Below are 16,895 nucleotides of genomic sequence, written 5' to 3' on the forward strand. Positions count from 1 at the left end.
GTCCCATCCTGCCTTGTCGGTCCCGGGACGGACACGACCGCCGGGTCTATTGTGGACGTGCCAACGATGCGCCGCTCCGAGGAGTCGAATGCAGATGCCGAGATCGTCAGGTGTGAAGGGCCCGTACGGGGATGCTGTTCACCGGGAGGGTGTCGAGCGACTGCTGAGCTCGTACCGCGCGATTCCGGACGACGCCCCTGTGCGGCTCGCGAAGAAGACCTCGAATCTCTTCCGCGCCCGCGCCGCGGTGAACACACCGGGGCTCGACGTCTCCGGTCTCGGCGGTGTCATCTCCGTCGACCCGCAGTCGCGCACCGCCGATGTCGCCGGCATGTGCACCTATGAGGATCTCGTCGATGCGACGCTGCCCTACGGCCTCGCCCCGCTCGTCGTACCGCAGCTCAAGACCATCACGCTGGGCGGCGCCGTCACCGGACTCGGCATCGAATCCACGTCCTTCCGCAACGGCCTGCCCCACGAATCCGTACTGGAGATGGACATCCTCACCGGAGGCGGCGAGATCGTCACCGCACGACAGGACGGCGAGCACGCCGACCTGTTCCGCGGATTCCCCAATTCCTACGGATCCCTGGGGTACGCGACTCGACTGCGTATCGAACTCGAGCCGGTGCAGCCGTACGTCCGGTTGCGCCATCTGCGGTTCGACACGATCACCGAACTGCAGAACGCTCTCGCCCGGATCGTCGACACCCGTGTCTGGGCGGGTGTGCCGGTGGATTATCTGGACGGGGTGGTCTTCTCCCCGGGTGAGAGCTATCTGACGCTCGGGACCCGGACCTCCGAGCCGGGGCCCGTGAGCGACTACACCGGGCAGGACATCTACTACCGGTCGATCCAGCACGTCTCGGTCAATCATCCCAAGCACGACCGGCTCACGATCCGCGACTATCTCTGGCGCTGGGACACCGATTGGTTCTGGTGCTCCCGGGCGTTCGGCGCACAGAATCCCCGGATCCGCCGTATATGGCCGAAACGGCTGCTGCGCAGCAGCTTCTACTGGAAACTCATCGCCCTCGACCACAAGTACTCGGTGGCCGATCGCCTCGAGGCACGCAAGGGCAATCCGCCCCGCGAGCGGGTCGTGCAGGACATCGAGGTGCCGCTCGAACGGACGCAGGAATTCGTCGAGTGGTTTCTCGAGGAGATTCCGATCGAGCCGATCTGGTTGTGCCCCTTGAAGTTGCGCGACACAGGATCGTCATCGGACGGACGGCACGCCGCGTCGTGGGATGCCGAGCGGCCGTGGCCGCTGTATCCGCTCGAACCCAAACGCACCTACGTCAACGTCGGGTTCTGGTCGTCGGTTCCCGTCGTGCCCGGCGCCGAGGATGGCGCAGCCAACCGGCTGATCGAGCAGAAGGTCGCCGAACTCGACGGACACAAGTCGCTCTACTCGGATTCGTTCTATTCCCGGGACGAATTCGAGAAGTTGTACTACGGCGGGGGCACGTACCCCGAGCTGAAGAAGAAATACGACCCGCGGTCCCGTCTACTGGACCTCTTCTCGAAGGCGGTGCAACGCAAATGACCCTGTTGAAGACCGAGCGGACCCGGTCCGCCGAGGAAAAGCTCACGCTCGCACAGATCGTCGAGATCGTCACCGGTGGCGAGATGCCGTTGAGGTTCACCGCATACGACGGTTCGTCCGCCGGTCCCGAGACTTCCCCTTACGGACTGCATCTCGCCACCCCGAAGGGGGCGACGTACATCGCGACGGCTCCCGGCGATCTCGGCATGGCGCGGGCGTACATCTCGGGCGACCTGCAGACCGACGGAGTACACCCGGGCAACCCGTACGCGCTCCTCGCGGCGCTCGGCGACCTCCACTTCGAACGCCCACCGGCCCGCGTACTCGCCCACATCGCACGGTCGCTCGGGACCGAACTCCTCAAGCCGATCGCGCCGCCGCCGCAGGAGCATCTGCCGCGCTGGCGCCGGATCGCCGAAGGTCTGAGGCACTCGAAGGCGCGCGACGCCGAGGTCATCCACCACCACTACGACGTGTCGAACGAGTTCTACGAGTACGTGCTCGGACCGTCGATGACGTACACCTGTGCGGTCTTCGACTCCGAGAGCCAGAGCCTCGAAGACGCCCAGGAGAACAAGTACCGCCTGGTGTTCGAGAAGTTGCGGCTGCGGCCGGGCGATCGGCTGCTCGACATCGGCTGCGGCTGGGGCGGGATGGTGCGCTATGCCGCACGGCGCGGCGTGAAGGCGCTCGGCGTGACGCTCTCACGAGAGCAGGCGGAATGGGCGCAGAAGGCCATCGTCGAGGAAGGCCTGAGCGATCTGGCCGAGATCCGGCATTCGGACTATCGCGACGTGCCCGAAGGGGGGTTCGACGCGATCTCGTCGATCGGATTGACCGAACACATCGGTGTCGCCAACTATCCCGCCTATTTCGGCTTCCTGCACGACAAGCTCCGCGACGGTGGTCTGCTGCTCAACCACTGCATCACCCGTCCGACGAACCGAGGCCGGGTCAAGGCCGGGGGCTTCATCGACCGGTATGTCTTCCCCGACGGGGAGCTCACCGGTTCCGGCCGGATCATCACCGAAGCCCAGGACGTCGGTTTCGAAGTCGTGCACGAGGAGAACCTCCGGGAACACTACGCCCTGACATTGAAGGGCTGGTGCGAATACCTCGAGAAGCACTGGGATGCCTGCGTCGCCGAAGTCGGTGAGGGCACCGCCCGGTTGTGGGGGCTGTACATGGCCGGCTCCCGTCTCGGTTTCGAACGCAATGTCGTGCAGTTGCACCAAGTGCTCGGCGTCAAGCTCGCCAAGGACAAGGCTCCCGCAGTTCCTCTGCGCCCCTGGTGGGTCGCCTAGAGGACGAGCTGCTCTCACCAGCCGAACGGGAAGGGCTCCCGACGCAGGATGCGTCGGGAGCCCTTCGTCGAACCGTGGGTGTCAGCTACGCAGCGATGCCGGCGGGGTGAAGCGCTCGCCGTACTTGGCCGCGAGCTCCTCGGCGCGCTTGACGAAGCCTTCCTTGCCACCCGGGTAACCGGTGACGAACTGGGCGACGCCACCGGTCCAGGCCGGGAAGCCGATACCGAGGATCGAGCCTATGTTGGCGTCGGCGGTGGTCTCGAGAACACCCTCGTCGAAGCACTTCTGGGTCTCGATCGCCTCGGCGAAGAGCATACGGTCGATCAGATCCTGCAGCGGCACGTCGAGCGTCGCCCGGGTCTTGTAGTGGTCGCGCACGCCCTGCCAGATGCCGAGACGCTTGCCGTTCTCGTCGTACTCGTAGAAACCGGCCTTCTCGAGACGGCCGGGGCGGCCCTGCTCGATCATCCAGTCCACCACGTCGAGCGCGGGATGCCGCGTGGCGCCGAGCTTGGTGTCGCCCTGCTTGGCGGCCTCCTCGGTCTCCTTCGCGATCTTCTGCATGAGCTTCATGTTCAGCTCGTCGGTCAGCTGCAGCGGCGGTGCCGGGTAACCGGCCTGCGAGCCGGCCTGCTCGATCGTCGCGGGCTCGATGCCCTCGCCGAGCATGGCGATGGCCTCGTTCACGAAGGTGCCGATCACGCGCGAGGTGAAGAAACCGCGGCTGTCGTTGACGACGATCGGGGTCTTGCGGATCGCGAGCGTGTAATCGAACACCCGGGCCAGCGCCTCGTCGGAGGTCTTCTCACCCTTGATGATCTCGACGAGCGGCATCTTGTCGACCGGCGAGAAGAAGTGGATACCGATGAAGTCCTCGGGACGCTTGACGCCGGTCGCGAGACCGGTGATCGGCAGCGTCGAGGTGTTCGAGCCGAGCAGCGCGTCGGGATCGACGATGTCCTCGATCTCCTGGAAGACCTTGTGCTTGAGCTCGGTGTTCTCGAAGACGGCCTCGATGACGAAGTCGACACCGGCGAAGTCGGCCGCGTCGGCGGTCGGCGTGATGCGGTCGAGGAGAGCCTTCGACTTCTCCTCGGTGGTCTTGCCACGCGAGAGTGCCTTGGCCTCGATCTTCTCCGAGTAGTTCTTGCCACGCTCGGCGGCCTCGAGAGTGACGTCCTTGAGGACGACCTCGAAACCGGCGCGGGCGGAGACGTATGCGATACCGGCGCCCATCATGCCTGCACCGAGAACGCCGACCTTCTTGATCTCACGCTTGGGCACGTCCTTCGGACGCGAGGCACCCGAGTTGATGGACTGCATGTCGAAGAAGAACGCCTGGATCATGTTCTTCGCGACCTGGCCGGTGGCGAGCTCGACGAAGTACCGCGACTCGATGGTCGAGGCGTTGTCGAAGTCCACCTGCGAGCCCTCGACGGCGGCGGCCATGATGGCGCGCGGAGCCGGCATCGGAGCACCCTTGATCTGCTTGCGCAGGTTCGCGGGGAAGGCCGGGAGGTTCGCAGCGAACGCCGGGCTGGAGGGGGTGCCGCCGGGGATCTTGTAGCCCTTGACATCCCACGGCTGGACGCCGCCCTCGGGGTTGGCCTTGATCCATTCCTTGGCGGCCGGGACGAGTTCCTCGACGCTGCCCACGACGTCGTGGATCAGGCCGATCTCCTTGGCCTTGACGGCGTTGTACTTGTTGCCCTGCAGCAGAACCGAGAGCAGAGCCGTCTGGATGCCGAGCAGGCGCACGGTGCGGGTGATACCGCCGCCACCGGGGAGCAGGCCCAGGCTGGCCTCGGGCAGGCCGATCTGGACACCCTTGACGTCGGCCGCGATCCGGTGATGGGTCGCGAGAGCGATCTCGAGGCCACCGCCGAGGGCGGCACCGTTGATGGCGGCGACGACGGGCTTACCGAGGGTCTCGAGGCGACGCAGGTCGGCCTTGATGCCCTGGACCTCGTCGAACGCGGCCTGCGCGTCGTCGGGGCCGATCTCGATGATGTTGCGCAGATCGCCGCCGGCGAAGAAGGTCTTCTTCGCGGAGGTGATCACCACACCGGTGATGGAGTCCTGCTCCTCGTACAGGCGGTCGACGGTGGCCTTCATCGACGCCTTGTACAGCTCGTTCATCGTGTTGGCGCCCTGGTTGGGGTCGTCGAGGGTCAGCACGACGATGCCGTCGGCGTCCTTCTCCCAGGAAATCATGTTGTCGCTCACTGTTTTTCGAATTCCTTCCGGTGTCAGACGCGCTCGATGATGGTGGCCACACCCATGCCGCCACCGATGCACAGGGTGACGAGGGCGCGCTTGGCTCCGCGGCGCTCGAGCTCGTCGATCATCGTGCCGGTGATCATGGCGCCGGTGGCGCCGAGCGGGTGGCCCATCGCGATGGCGCCGCCGTTGACGTTGAGCTTCTCGTCCGGGATGTTCAGGTCCTTCTGGAACTTCAGGACGACGGAGGCGAACGCCTCGTTGATCTCGAACAGGTCGATGTCGTCGACCGTCAGGCCCGCCGCGGCGAGAACCTTGTGCGCGGCCGGTGTGGGGCCGGTGAGCATGATCGTCGAGTCGGCACCGGAGGTGGCCGTGGCGACGACGCGGGCACGCGGGGTCAGGCCGAGATCCTTGCCGGCCTGCTCGGAACCGACGAGCACGAGTGCCGCGCCGTCGACGATGCCCGAGCTGTTGCCGCCGTGGTGGACGTGGTTGATCTTCTCGACGAAGTGGTACTTCTGCTGCGCCACGGCGTCGAAGCCGCCCATCTCACCGACGGTCGCGAACGACGGCTGCAGCTTGGCCAGGCCCTCGAGGGTGGTGTCGGGGCGCATGTGCTCGTCGTGATCGAGGATCGTCAGACCGTTCTGGTCCTTGACCGGGACGACCGACTTGGAGAAGTAACCGCCGGACCAGGCTGCGGCCGCGAGCTGCTGCGAGCGCAGTGCGTAGGCGTCGACGTCCTCGCGGGTGAAGCCCTCGATGGTCGCGATGAGGTCGGCAGAGATGCCCTGGGGCACCAGGTAGCTGTCGTAGTTGGTGGCGGGATCGAGCATCCACGCGCCACCGTCGGAACCCATGGGGACACGCGACATGGACTCGACGCCACCGGCGAGAACGAGCTCGTCCCAGCCGGAGCGGACCTTCTGCGCAGCCATGTTGACGGCCTCGAGGCCGGACGCGCAGAAGCGGTTGATCTGGACGCCACCGGTGGTGACGGGCAGGTTGGCGATGGTGACGGCGGTGCGGGCGATGTCGGCACCCTGATCACCGACGGGGCCCACGACACCGAGGATCAGGTCGGAGATCCGGTTCTCGTCGAGGTCGGGGAAGCGGACACGCAGCTCGTCGATCAGGCCCGTAACCAGGGAGATCGGCTTGACGGAGTGCAGCGAGCCCGTCTTCTTGCCTCGGCCGCGTGGTGTTCGGATGGCTTCATAGATGAATGCCTCGGTGGTCACAGTGCGCAGGTTCCTTCCCGTGCTTGCGGAGCGACGGCACCCACGGCCCTGCAGAGGGCCGCCGTGCCCAACCTCCCCTACGTTAGGAGCGGACGCCCCACAGCGGTAAGGACCGAAGCGATCGGTGTCCGTGACCGAACCGAACCTGCCCCGCTCGGTGTCTACGGCCTCACGGCCGCACGCAGCGCCGGTCCGGGGCGTGCGACCTGCTCCAGTGCCTCGAGCGGGACGGGGTCCTCGACGAGTTCGTCCCAGGGATAGACGGCGACCGTGCGGGTGAGAAATGCCACGGCGGCGTGCAGGTGGGCAGGTTCGTAGTTGTGGACACCGCTGATCGTGAGCCATCCCCGCACGATCGCCTCCGGGTCCACAGCGACGGCGGGGCCGGGTGCGACCGATCCCGCCAGGACGAGGTGACCGCCCACGTCGAGGCGTGGCACGAGCGAGGCGATCGCCTCCGCCGAACCCGAGAAGTCGAGGGCGACGTCGACGGGACCGCTGTCGTCCGCGACCGCCCCGAACCGCTCGGCGCGGGCCGCGCGCTCCGGGGCGACGTCCACGATCGACACGTCGGCGCCGGCCTCCGCACACATGGCCACGGCGGCGATGCCGAGCATCCCCGCGCCGCACACCACGACCCGCCGGCCGGCGAGATCACCCGCGACACCGATCGCGGCGGCAGCCGTCGCGGTCGCGCACGACGCCGGAGCGGCGACGACGTCGGGCAGCGCATCCGGAACGGGCACGATCGTCGCACCTGCGGGCAGAACGATGTACCGGGAGTAGGTTCCCGACAACGGCCACGGCCCGGTGAACGGTTCGTGCCCGACCTTCGTCACCGAGCGGCACTTGGCGGTGCGCCCGGCCCGGCACCGATCGCAGTCGTGGCACGCGCACGTCACGCTCCACACGATCCGCTCCCCCACGGCCGCGACGGCGTGCGGGCCGGCCGCGACGATCTGCCCGACTCCTTCGTGCCCGAGCACCGAGGGCACCGGCCCGGAGCGCCGCCCGGACAGGGTGTGCAGGTCGCTCCCGCACACCGTGGCGAGGTCGACACGCACGAGCAGTTCGCGGTGGCCGAGTGCCGGTATCGGCACGTCCCGTATCTCGATGCCCGTCCCCGTCCACACCGCTGTGCGGCTCACACGACCTTCGAGCGGATCCATCCCGACACCCTTTCGATGGCGTAGACGACAGCGAACACGATGAGCACGATCGCGCCTGCGAACTCGAAGTTCAGCGTCCGGACCGCCTCGAACAGAAGGAATCCCACACCACCTGCACCGACGACCCCGAGCACGGTCGAGGTGCGGATGTTGACGTCGAGCAGGTAGAGCGTCGATCCGACGACCGACGGGACCATCTGGGGGATCACGGCGGCGAAGAGGGTCTTCCACCATCCACCACCGACGGCACGGACCGCATCGAGCGGACCGGTGTCGATCTCCTCGGCGGCATCGGCGACGAGTTTGCCGAGGAATCCGACGGATCCGACGGCGAGCGCGCACGCCCCGGCGACGGGACCGAGCCCGATGGCGGCCACGAAGACCACCGCGAGGATGAGTTCGGGGATCGCGCGGACGACGAGGATCACGCTCCGAGCAGCCGCATAGACGGTGGGATGCGGTGACAGGTTGCTCGCTGCCAGGATGCCGAACGGAAGCGAGAGCACCGCGCCGACGGCGGTGGCGACCGCGCCGATCGCGAGGGTCTGCAGCACCGCGTCGACGAGATCCGGCCCCACCGCGGTGAAGTCCGGTGGGACGAGCCGCGTGAAGACCTCCAGGGACGGTCCGATCCACGTGACCAGATCGAGCGGGTCGATGCGGAGCGTGATCAGCGCGAGCAGGCTGGCACCGACGACGGTTCCGGAGAAGGCGACGCGCGAGATCCTTTCGCGTCCAGGTGCGTTCGTGGACGGAGTGAGCAGGGCACGCCGGAGGAGAACGGCGACGACTTCCATCGCGGCGATGATCACCAGGATCACGCACACGATTCCCAGTGCGCGCGGATAGACCAGCCCTCGCAGCGCGTCCTGCAGCGCGAACCCGATTCCGCCGGCTCCGACGAAGCCGAGGACGACGGAGGTCCGCAGATTGATGTCGATCCGGTAGACGAAGTTGGCGGCCCAGGACGGAACGACCTGCGGCAGAACCGCATTGATCATTTCGCGGAAGTACCCGGCTCCGGTGCTGCGTACGGCTTCCCGCGGGCCGGCGTCGGTCTGCTCGATCGCGTCGGCGAACAGCTTGCCGAGCATGCCGATCGAGTGGAGCGCCAACGCGAGCACACCCGGCAGGACACCGATACCGAGAGCGCGGACGAACAACACCGCGAACAGCAGGTCGGGCATGGCGCGGCAGAACGTGATGATCGCGCGGGAGGCGCGGTACAGCACCGGGTGCGGTGTCGTGTTGCGCGCCGCCGTGAATGCCAGCGGTACGGACACGATCGCCGCCAGGACGGTGCCCAGGACCGCCATGAGCAGTGTTTCGAGGGCGAGCACGCCGATCCGGCCCGGGTCGTCGAGCCGCGGAGGCAGCATGCGTTCGATGAGCCCGGCGGTCGCGTCGAACCCGTCGAGCAGCGTCGCGGGAGCGAAGTCGATATAGGCGGCGGAGCCGAACACCGTGATCGCGACGACGATCCATCCGGCGGTGATCGCGCGTCGGCGAGCCAAGTGGGTGCCGTGAGCACTCGTCTCCGCGCGGGACGGGGCGAGGAGGCTCATGGCGACCGGGCTCCGAGTGGATCGGCGACGGGTTCGACGCGCTGGTAGATCTCCATGGCTTCGTCCCGGGACAATCCGACCGCCGGCCGGTCCAGCACCTTGCGTCCCTCCCGCAGTCCGACGATGCGGTGCGCCCAGCCGAGCGCGAGATCGACCTGGTGGAGCGTGCACACGACCGTGAGCTTGTCCTCCATGCACACCCGGAACAGCAGGTCCATGACCACTCCGGCGTTCTCCGGGTCGAGGGAGGCGACGGGTTCGTCGGCGAGCAGCACCGCGGGCCGCTGCATGAGGGTCCGGGCGATGGCGACGCGCTGCTGCTGGCCGCCGGAGAGCGTGTCGGCACGGCGATCGGCGAGGTCGGCGAGCCCGACCCGGTCGAGATGTTCCCGTGCCTCGGTGCGCATGGCCTTCGGGTAGCTGAGCGCACCGTAGCGGGGCAGCGACAACCTGCCGAGACCGCCGACGAGTACGTTCTCGAGGCAGCTCAGGCGTCCGACGAGGTTGAACTGCTGGAAGACGAATCCGACCCCCCGTCTCAGCGATCGCAGGTCGCGGCGCGACGCGAGGTCGACGCGTGTCCCGGAGAGCTCGATGCTGCCCTCGGTGACGGAGTGCAGGCCGTTCAGGCAGCGCAGGAAGGTCGACTTCCCCGAGCCCGACAGGCCCAGCAGGACGACGAGCTCACTGCGGTGCACATCGAGGTCGACGCCGGACAGTGCCGTGGTGGCACCGAATTTCTTGGTGACGCCGCGGGCCGAGACGACGAGGTCGTCACCGGCGACCTGGTGGGTGGGATCGGTGATCATGGTCAGCCCTTGCACTTCTCGGATCCGGTGACCTCGCAGACGTGACGGACACCGTCGTAGTCGGCATCGCTCGCGGGCACGACACCCCAGGCACGCTCGTCGGTGATCCGGCATTCGCCGTCGCAGTAGCCGTGCGCACGCAGGTAGTCGGCGTTGCCCTTCTCCGTCAGGATGGTGCCGAGCTTCTCGACGACCTCGTTGCCGAGCGAGTTGTCGGCGACGAACAGTGATCCGGCGATCGTCTCGGATTCCCAGACCTTCTTCAGCTCGCCTTCCTCGAGGTCACCACTCTCGATCATGGTCTTGTCGACCATGCTGTCGAAGGCGAATCCGGCGTCGCAGTCCCCCGCCGCGATCGCCAGCGCGGACGCGTCGTGGCCGCCCGCGTAGACGGGGGTCAGACCGGCCACGAGATCCTGCTCGGTACCGGAGTCGACGACCCCGGCCTCGATGAGACCCGCCGAGGGGTACAGGAATCCGGACGTCGAACCGGGATCGACGAAACACACGTCCTTACCGGCGAAATCCTCGATGCTGCCGATCTCGGAGTTGCCGGACCGTGTCAGACCGTAGGAGCGGTAACCGGGCTCGGTGCCCGGATCCTGCACGACGGCCCCGAGCGGGGTGGTGTCGGCACCGTTGATCTGCGCGACGACATACGCGAACGGTCCGAAGAAGGCGAGATCGACGTTGTCGGCGATCATGCCTTCGACCACACCCGCGTAGTCGGACGCCTGGACGAACTCGACGGTGGAGCCGGTCTCGTCCTCGAGCATCTTCAGCAACGGCTCGTAGCTGGATTTCAGGTCGGAGGAGTTCTCGGCGGGAATCGCACCGAGCGTGAGGGTTTCGGGAAAACCTCGATCGGTGAGGGTTTCGCTCTCCGAACTCCCTCCGCAGGCGGTCAGAGCGAGTGTGAGGCCGGCGGCGAGACCGGCCGAGACGACAGTGCGGCGATACGACAGGGAACGCATGGGGGTGTCCTTCGTGTCGGGAGTCAGGTGAGGATCAGTGCCGGCAGGTCGGCGATCGAGCCCAGGATGTGGGTTGCGCCCGCGTCGCGGAGCGTCGCCTCGTCGTGCGCTCCGGTGAGCGTTCCGGCGACGACCGATGCGCCGGCCCGACGGCCCGAGAGCACATCGCCCGCGGTGTCGCCCACCACCGCGACCTCACGCACGTCGTCCGTTCCGGTGCGAAGCAGTGCGGTGAGGATCATGTCCGGATACGGCCGGCCACGACCGGCGTCGGCGGGCGTCAGCGCGAGGTCCGCGAGGTCGGTCCATCCCAGAGCAGCGAGAAGCCGGTCCTGGGTGGACCGGCTGAACCCGGTCGTCAGCGCGACCGCGATGTTCGCCTCGCGCAGGAGTGTGATCGCTTTCTCCGCACCCGGAATCGCGGTGACGTCTCCGGCGTCGACGAAGCGCTCGTAGGCGCGTTCGAACGCCTCGTTGGCGACCCTGGCACGTTCGTCGCTGCCGAACAGTGCGCGGAAGACGACGATCTTCGACTGCCCCATGGTGTCGAGTACGTATCGGCGTGCGTCGTCTCGTTCGGGTCCGCTCCCGGGGAGTCCCACGGCCGTGGCCGCCTCGTCGAAAGCGCGGACGACGAGACCGTCGTCCGCGACGGTGGTACCTGCCATGTCGAGCACGGCGAGTCGGATGGTGGTCATGATCGATGCTCCGATGGGTTCGTGGAAGTTGTTCAGAGTCCGAGAAGTTCGGCGGTCTCTTCGCCGAGACAGGGTCCGAGCGTCATGCCGCGGCCGCCCGGACCCGCGATCACCCACACGTCCTCGTCGGCCTTCGCGCGGTGCACGAGCGCCGTCGGGTCGACGCACTGGCTGTAGACCCCTGCCCAGCGCCGGACGACGGGCGGCAGACGGCGACCGAGGAGTTCTTCCGTGACGGCAGTGAGATGGTCGTAGGGTTCCTCGTCGACGTCGAAGTCGAACGGCTCGTCGTAGGCGTGGGTGTCGCCGATGGTCAGGCCGCCGTGCAGCCGCTGGACGCACAGCAACTGCATCCGGTGCCGCGCCGCGACCGGCCGCTGTTCTTCGCTCGCGATGAGCCCGTCGAGGGCGGTACCGGCGAATCCCGGGTAGTAGCGCAGGCTGTCGCCGTCGGCGATCGAGGTGGTGAGCGGTTCACCGAGCGGCGCGGTCTGCATCATCTGCAGCCGGACCCGGCGCAGGGGTAGATCTCCGGCGAGGTCGCGGGCCAGGCCGCCGAGTGTCGCACCGGGGCAGACGAGGACGAGATCGACCTCGTGCACGGCGCCGTGATCGTCGCGCACGCGGACGGTCCCGTGCGGGGTGCGGGTGACATCCCGGGCCTCGGTGGAGGGAAGGAACCGATAGCGACCGGAAGTGGTGAGATGTTGCCGGATCGCCGGGAGTGCGATGCGGGATTCGACGGTGGCATCGGTGCTGCAGTGCAGTGCGGCGAGGAACTTTCCACGCAGTGCCGGGTTGAGGCGACGTGCGTCGTCTGCGCCGAGCAGGGTGAAACCTCGCCGTTCGGCATCGTCGCGGGCGACCGCGTCCTCGGCGACGGCGATCTCGGCATCGGTGCGCAGGAGGGTCAGCGAGCCGTTCGCCCGGAAGCCGACGCCGGGAACCCGGGCGCCGAGGTCCTCCCACAACTCGCGGGACCGGAGGGTGGCGTCGAGTTCGCCTCGTGTGCGGCCGGACACCCACACGAGCCCGAAATTGCGCACGGTCGCGCCACGCGCCTCGGGTTCGCGCTCGAGATGCAGGACGTCGTGTCCGCGACGGACGGCAGCGTCGGCGTGAGCTGTGCCGAGGATGCCACCACCGATGATCAGGATTCGCATGCCCCCACGCTGACTCATGGTCTAGACCAGCAGTGAGCGTCTCGGCAAACAGACGGTGAACAGTTGGTATAGACCGGAATTCGGTTACGCTGTAGGAGTGTCCACCGTCGTTCGTGAAGCGCGGACCCTCAAGCACCAGGTCGTGCGTCGCCAGGTCGAGTGCCTCCTCGATCAGCTCACCGTGGGAGATCACGTGCCGTCCGAACGTGAGCTCGCCACCCGATTCGACGTGGCCCGCGAAACCGTGCGGCAGGCACTACGGGAACTGCTCGTCGACGGCCGGATCGAACGCCGCGGACGCAGCACCGTCGTCGCCGGTCCCAAGATCGTCCAGCCACTCGTCATCGGCTCCTACACCGAAGCCGCACTCCTCGAAGGGCGGAGCGCGGGGCGAGTGCTCGTCGCGTGGACCGAACTCGTCGCCGACGACGAACTCGCCGCCCACCTCGGGCTCGAAACCGGAGATCCTGTCCTCGAACTCGAACGAATCCTGCTCACCGACGAGGTACGCGTCGGGCTCGAACGCACCCGGCTTCCCGCCCGGCGCTTCCCGGATCTCCGCCGGACATTGGACCCGGCGTCCTCGCTCTACGCTGCGATCCGCGACCGCGGGATCACCTTCGCGCGCGCCGTCGAGAGAATCGAGACCACGCTCCCCGACGCACGCGAAGCGGCGCTGCTCGATGCCGACACCCGCACTCCCATGCTGTTGCTCGACCGGATCTCCTACGACGAGAACGACGTCCCGATCGAACACCGCCGCTCGCTCTATCGGGGCGACCGGATGTCGTTCGTCACGACGGTGACGGCCTGAACGGCATCTCAGTCGATTCCCAGTCCCGCATCCCGCGCCCGCACGATCGCCGTCGCCCGGTCGGACGCACCGATCTTGCCCAGAATGTTCGACACGTAGTTCCGTACCGTCTTCTGGCTGAGTACCAGTCTGCGGGAGATCGCGGAGTTGTCGAGTCCGCGCGCCACGAGGTCCAGAATTTCCCGTTCACGGTCGGTCAGATCCGGGAATGCCGCAGACGTGTTACGAGACGCAGCCACCGCCGCAAGCGCTTTCGCCGCCACAGCGGCGCCGACGATCATCTCCCCGTCCGCGACCGCCCGGATCGCACGTTCGACCCCCGACGGATCCGCCCCCTTGACGAGATAACCGGATGCGCCGGCACGGATGGACGCGACCAGGATGTCCTCGTCCTCGTGCATCGTGACCATGAGGATCCGTGTGCCCGGCGACTGCCGGACGATAGTGCGAGTGGCGTCGATCCCCGAACCGTCACCGAGTTCGATGTCCATGAGCACCACATCGACGTCCGCGGTCACGACCTCGAGCGCCTCGCGTGCCGAACTGGCCTGACACACCACCTCGATCCCGTCGAGGGTGCCGAGCAACGCCGTCATACCGAGCCGGAAGACGGGATGGTCATCGACGACCGCAACGCGTATCCCCCTGTTGTCGATCATGATTCGTGCCAGGGTAGTCGCGCGCGTACCACGACTCCGTGCGGGTCGCCGGATTCGATACCGACGGTTCCGCCGACCTCCCGGGCTCGTTCGCGCATGCTCTGCGTGCCCACGCCGACACGCGCTTCGGCGGCGAGCCCCGTTCCGTCGTCGGCGATCTCGAGAGCGAGCACGCCGTCGTCCGCCGCGACCCGCACCGTGCACTCGGCGGCACCGGAATGCCGCCGCGCGTTGATGACCGCTTCGGACGCGATGCCGTAGGCGGCCCACGCGACCGGTCCGGACATCCCGGCGGGAAGGTCCGCCTGCAGATCGACCCGGAATCCGGCTCGGGCATGCGTGATCACGAGTTCGTCGAGCGCGGCGGTGAGGCCGAGTTCGTCGAGTACCGGTGGCAGGAGGCTGCGCGACAGCTCACGAACACCGTCCACCTGCCGGTCGAGTTCGCGGAGCAGCTCGTCGACCAGCTCCGCCGCGGCATCCGGATCCGTCGTGACGAGATTGCGTGCGCCCTGCAGACCGAGCCGCACCCCTGCGAGTGACGGGCCGAGCCCGTCGTGCAGTTCGCGGCGGACGGTGCGACGTTCCTCGAGCCGGACCTCGGTGAGCCGGCGCCGGGCCTCCTCGAGCTCTTCGGCGGACCGCAGCACCACGAGACCCGCCTCCACGACCGTCGCGAGTTCGATGAGCGCCCGTCGGCTGCGTGCGCCGAGGGTTTCGCCCGGGGGCGCCGAGACGACGAGGGTGGCCGGACCGGAACCGACCGGCACCACGTCGACGGGCCCCGAAGCGACCCCCCACCGTGCGAGCACCTCGTCTCCGCGGCGCACTTCCACCGATTCGAGGCGCAGGGCGGTACCGATACCGGCCGCGAGTTCACCCAACAACAGGTCGGGCGAATCGGCACCGGCGAAGTGCCGACCGAGGATCCGCACCGCGCGTACCGGATCGACACCGTCGCCGTAGACGAGGCGGTGCACCCGCCGGCCGAGCCACACACGCGCCGGTTGCACGGCCAGGGCGACAGCGGTGGCGGCAACCGCCTGCGCGAAGACGGATTCGTTGGGCAGGACCAGTGAGATCACCACCGTCACCGCGAGATAGCAGGTGACGAGCACGGCGGTGAGGCTGCCGGCGAGTGCCGCGCGGCCGACCGCGAGGTCGATGCCCCACAGCCGTTGCCGCAGTACGACTGCGAGGATGGCGACCGGGTAGAACGCCTGCGTCACGAGGTGGAGCAGGGGCGTGAGCATCCACGGCACATCCGGTACCGCCAGCGGGATGTACGACGCCGTCATCAGCGCGCCACCGAGTGCGAGCCATCCCGTCCCGGACCGTTCATCCACCGGCCCGCGACGGCGGTGCCACGCCACGCGGGCGGCCGTGGCGAAACCGACAGCCACCACGGGACCGACGAACCACACATCGGCGATGTCGGTGAACGTGCGTGCCCAGAAGAACCACGCGGTCGCGACGGTTCCGGCGACGACACCCGCACGAACGACCGTGTCGCTCGCACGGTCCCGCACGAGCCACGGCACCACGAGGAACAACGCGAGAGTTCCCGGGATCCAGGCGGTGTTCTGCAGTGGTCCGAGGATTCCGACGGGCAGGTCGGGTCGCATTGCGGCGAGCCGGGTCCAGCTGTACGAGAGAGCGGCAAGACCCACACCGATCGATGCGACGGCGAGCAGGATCGGAACGGCCTGCACACTGCGCGCGAGGATCACACCGGCGACCGTCCCGTAGACGGCGGCACCGACCACATCCACGAGAAAGAACAACTGATCGGAATCGAGCTCGGGGCGGGCCGCGAGAAACACGACGACGGCCGTGACGGCAAGGAACCAGGACGTCACGGCCACCACGGCGGCGGGTACCGGAGCTCCGGTACCCGCCGTCCCGTTCGTCGCGTCGGTGTCCCTGATGCGGTGAGTATGCACCGCCGGACTGTCCGTCGCGGATCTAACGAGATCGCCGATCCGCGAGAGCAAATCCCAGGCCCGTCACCAGCACCCAGACGGGACCGGTGAAACCGGCCATGTACTGCAGCGGGGAAACACCCAGAAGCAGTGTCGCTCCTCCGAGAACGACACCGGCCCAACCCATCCATCGAGGCGCCGCACGGTGCCGCAGTGCCGCCACCGCGACCGCGACACCGCTCACTCCCGCGCCGACCCACAGCCACGGGATGGTGCCCATCCAGTGCGAGGCGAACACCGCCACCTCCGGAACCATCCGGTCGGTGTTCCCGAGTCCGAAGAGCAATTCGGTGTCGAGCCCGGTCCCCATGAGAGTCGCGACCGAGGTCAGCACGAGCCCGAAAGCCGCGACCGTGGGCGTGAGGCCGTATTCCGGCACGCCCGCCCGCAGGCGTCGCTGCAGACCGGCTGCGAATACGAGAAGAAGTGCGGTGGAGACCATCAGCGTCAGATGCATCACCAGCATGGCGGTGCGTTGCCCGGCGAATTCGGTCATGATCGCCACCGCGTCGCCGGCGGTCTGCTCGTTGTACGCCGCCCCCATCGCCATGCTCGCCTGGATGCCGACGATGCCGGTCAGCCCGGCCGCGGCTCCTGCCCATGCCCAGATCGAGCCGGGCCCGGCGTGGTCCGAGGTGAGTGTCGTGAGCGGTTCGGTCTCTGTGCCGAGTGTGTTCATCGCGGTCCCTTCGGTCGACCGGCGCCCGTGCGCCGTGAAGGGAACGATCCGGTGCCCGGTGTC

14 protein-coding genes are annotated in these 16,895 nt (G+C 67.8%); 3 read left to right on the forward strand and 11 right to left on the reverse strand.

What is annotated here, in order from left to right; all coding sequences use genetic code 11:
- The first annotated feature begins 88 nt into the window (after positions 1-88).
- The gene (locus tag MOM01_RS20325; protein ID WP_241387252.1) at positions 89-1,549 is read left to right on the forward strand and encodes an FAD-binding oxidoreductase; all 1,461 of its coding nucleotides are present in this window, start codon (positions 89-91) and stop codon (positions 1,547-1,549) included.
- Entirely contained in the window at positions 1,546-2,853 is a 1,308-nt protein-coding gene (locus MOM01_RS20330) for a class I SAM-dependent methyltransferase (protein WP_241387253.1), read from the forward strand. The genes MOM01_RS20325 and MOM01_RS20330 overlap by 4 nt, the downstream gene beginning before the upstream one ends.
- 81 nt (positions 2,854-2,934) lie before the next feature.
- Here MOM01_RS20330 and MOM01_RS20335 read toward each other — a convergent pair whose 3' ends face one another.
- From MOM01_RS20335 to MOM01_RS20370, 8 genes are all read right to left on the reverse strand, one after another.
- A complete protein-coding gene (locus tag MOM01_RS20335; RefSeq protein WP_241387254.1) occupies positions 2,935-5,082 on the reverse strand; it encodes a 3-hydroxyacyl-CoA dehydrogenase NAD-binding domain-containing protein in 2,148 nt (715 codons plus the stop codon).
- A 23-nt stretch (positions 5,083-5,105) separates the two neighbouring features.
- Positions 5,106-6,320, reverse strand: a complete 1,215-nt coding sequence (locus MOM01_RS20340; protein ID WP_241387255.1) for an acetyl-CoA C-acetyltransferase — start codon at positions 6,318-6,320, stop codon at positions 5,106-5,108.
- A gap of 161 nt (positions 6,321-6,481) precedes the next feature.
- Positions 6,482-7,489: a zinc-binding dehydrogenase gene (locus MOM01_RS20345; RefSeq protein ID WP_241387256.1), complete on the reverse strand. Its 1,008-nt coding sequence runs from the start codon at positions 7,487-7,489 to the stop codon at positions 6,482-6,484.
- Positions 7,465-9,054, reverse strand: coding sequence for a phosphonate ABC transporter, permease protein PhnE (gene phnE, locus MOM01_RS20350; protein WP_241387257.1), 1,590 nt, complete (start codon positions 9,052-9,054; stop codon positions 7,465-7,467). The genes MOM01_RS20345 and phnE overlap by 25 nt, the downstream gene beginning before the upstream one ends.
- On the reverse strand, positions 9,051-9,863 hold the full coding sequence (gene phnC, locus MOM01_RS20355; RefSeq protein WP_241387258.1) for a phosphonate ABC transporter ATP-binding protein: 813 nt from the start codon (positions 9,861-9,863) through the stop codon (positions 9,051-9,053). The genes phnE and phnC overlap by 4 nt, the downstream gene beginning before the upstream one ends.
- Positions 9,864-9,865: 2 nt before the next feature.
- The gene (locus MOM01_RS20360; protein ID WP_241387259.1) at positions 9,866-10,837 is read right to left on the reverse strand and encodes a phosphate/phosphite/phosphonate ABC transporter substrate-binding protein; all 972 of its coding nucleotides are present in this window, start codon (positions 10,835-10,837) and stop codon (positions 9,866-9,868) included.
- A 23-nt stretch (positions 10,838-10,860) separates the two neighbouring features.
- The gene (locus MOM01_RS20365; protein WP_241387260.1) at positions 10,861-11,535 is read right to left on the reverse strand and encodes a phosphonatase-like hydrolase; all 675 of its coding nucleotides are present in this window, start codon (positions 11,533-11,535) and stop codon (positions 10,861-10,863) included.
- Positions 11,536-11,567: 32 nt separating this feature from the next.
- Positions 11,568-12,698, reverse strand: coding sequence for a TIGR03364 family FAD-dependent oxidoreductase (locus MOM01_RS20370; RefSeq protein ID WP_241387261.1), 1,131 nt, complete (start codon positions 12,696-12,698; stop codon positions 11,568-11,570).
- A gap of 97 nt (positions 12,699-12,795) precedes the next feature.
- On the opposite strand from MOM01_RS20370, the gene MOM01_RS20375 reads away from it, so the two are divergent.
- Positions 12,796-13,512 (forward strand): GntR family transcriptional regulator, encoded by a 717-nt coding sequence (locus MOM01_RS20375; protein WP_241387262.1) that lies wholly within the window; start codon positions 12,796-12,798, stop codon positions 13,510-13,512.
- Between the two features lie 8 nt (positions 13,513-13,520).
- Here the strand turns inward: MOM01_RS20375 and MOM01_RS20380 are convergent, their stop codons facing one another.
- Genes MOM01_RS20380 through MOM01_RS20390 form a run of 3 tightly spaced genes read right to left on the reverse strand, consistent with a single transcriptional unit; the run spans position 13,521 to position 16,832 of the window.
- A complete protein-coding gene (locus tag MOM01_RS20380) occupies positions 13,521-14,171 on the reverse strand; it encodes a response regulator transcription factor (protein WP_241387263.1) in 651 nt (216 codons plus the stop codon).
- The gene (locus MOM01_RS20385) at positions 14,168-16,114 is read right to left on the reverse strand and encodes a sensor histidine kinase (RefSeq protein ID WP_374112348.1); all 1,947 of its coding nucleotides are present in this window, start codon (positions 16,112-16,114) and stop codon (positions 14,168-14,170) included. Before MOM01_RS20385 ends, MOM01_RS20380 begins: the two co-directional genes overlap by 4 nt.
- Positions 16,115-16,136: 22 nt before the next feature.
- Entirely contained in the window at positions 16,137-16,832 is a 696-nt protein-coding gene (locus tag MOM01_RS20390) for a hypothetical protein (RefSeq protein ID WP_241387264.1), read from the reverse strand.
- Positions 16,833-16,895: the final 63 nt, after the last annotated feature.

The organism is Rhodococcus sp. CH91 (assembly GCF_022554085.1).
In the GTDB taxonomy this organism is placed as follows: Bacteria; Actinomycetota; Actinomycetes; order Mycobacteriales; family Mycobacteriaceae; genus Rhodococcus.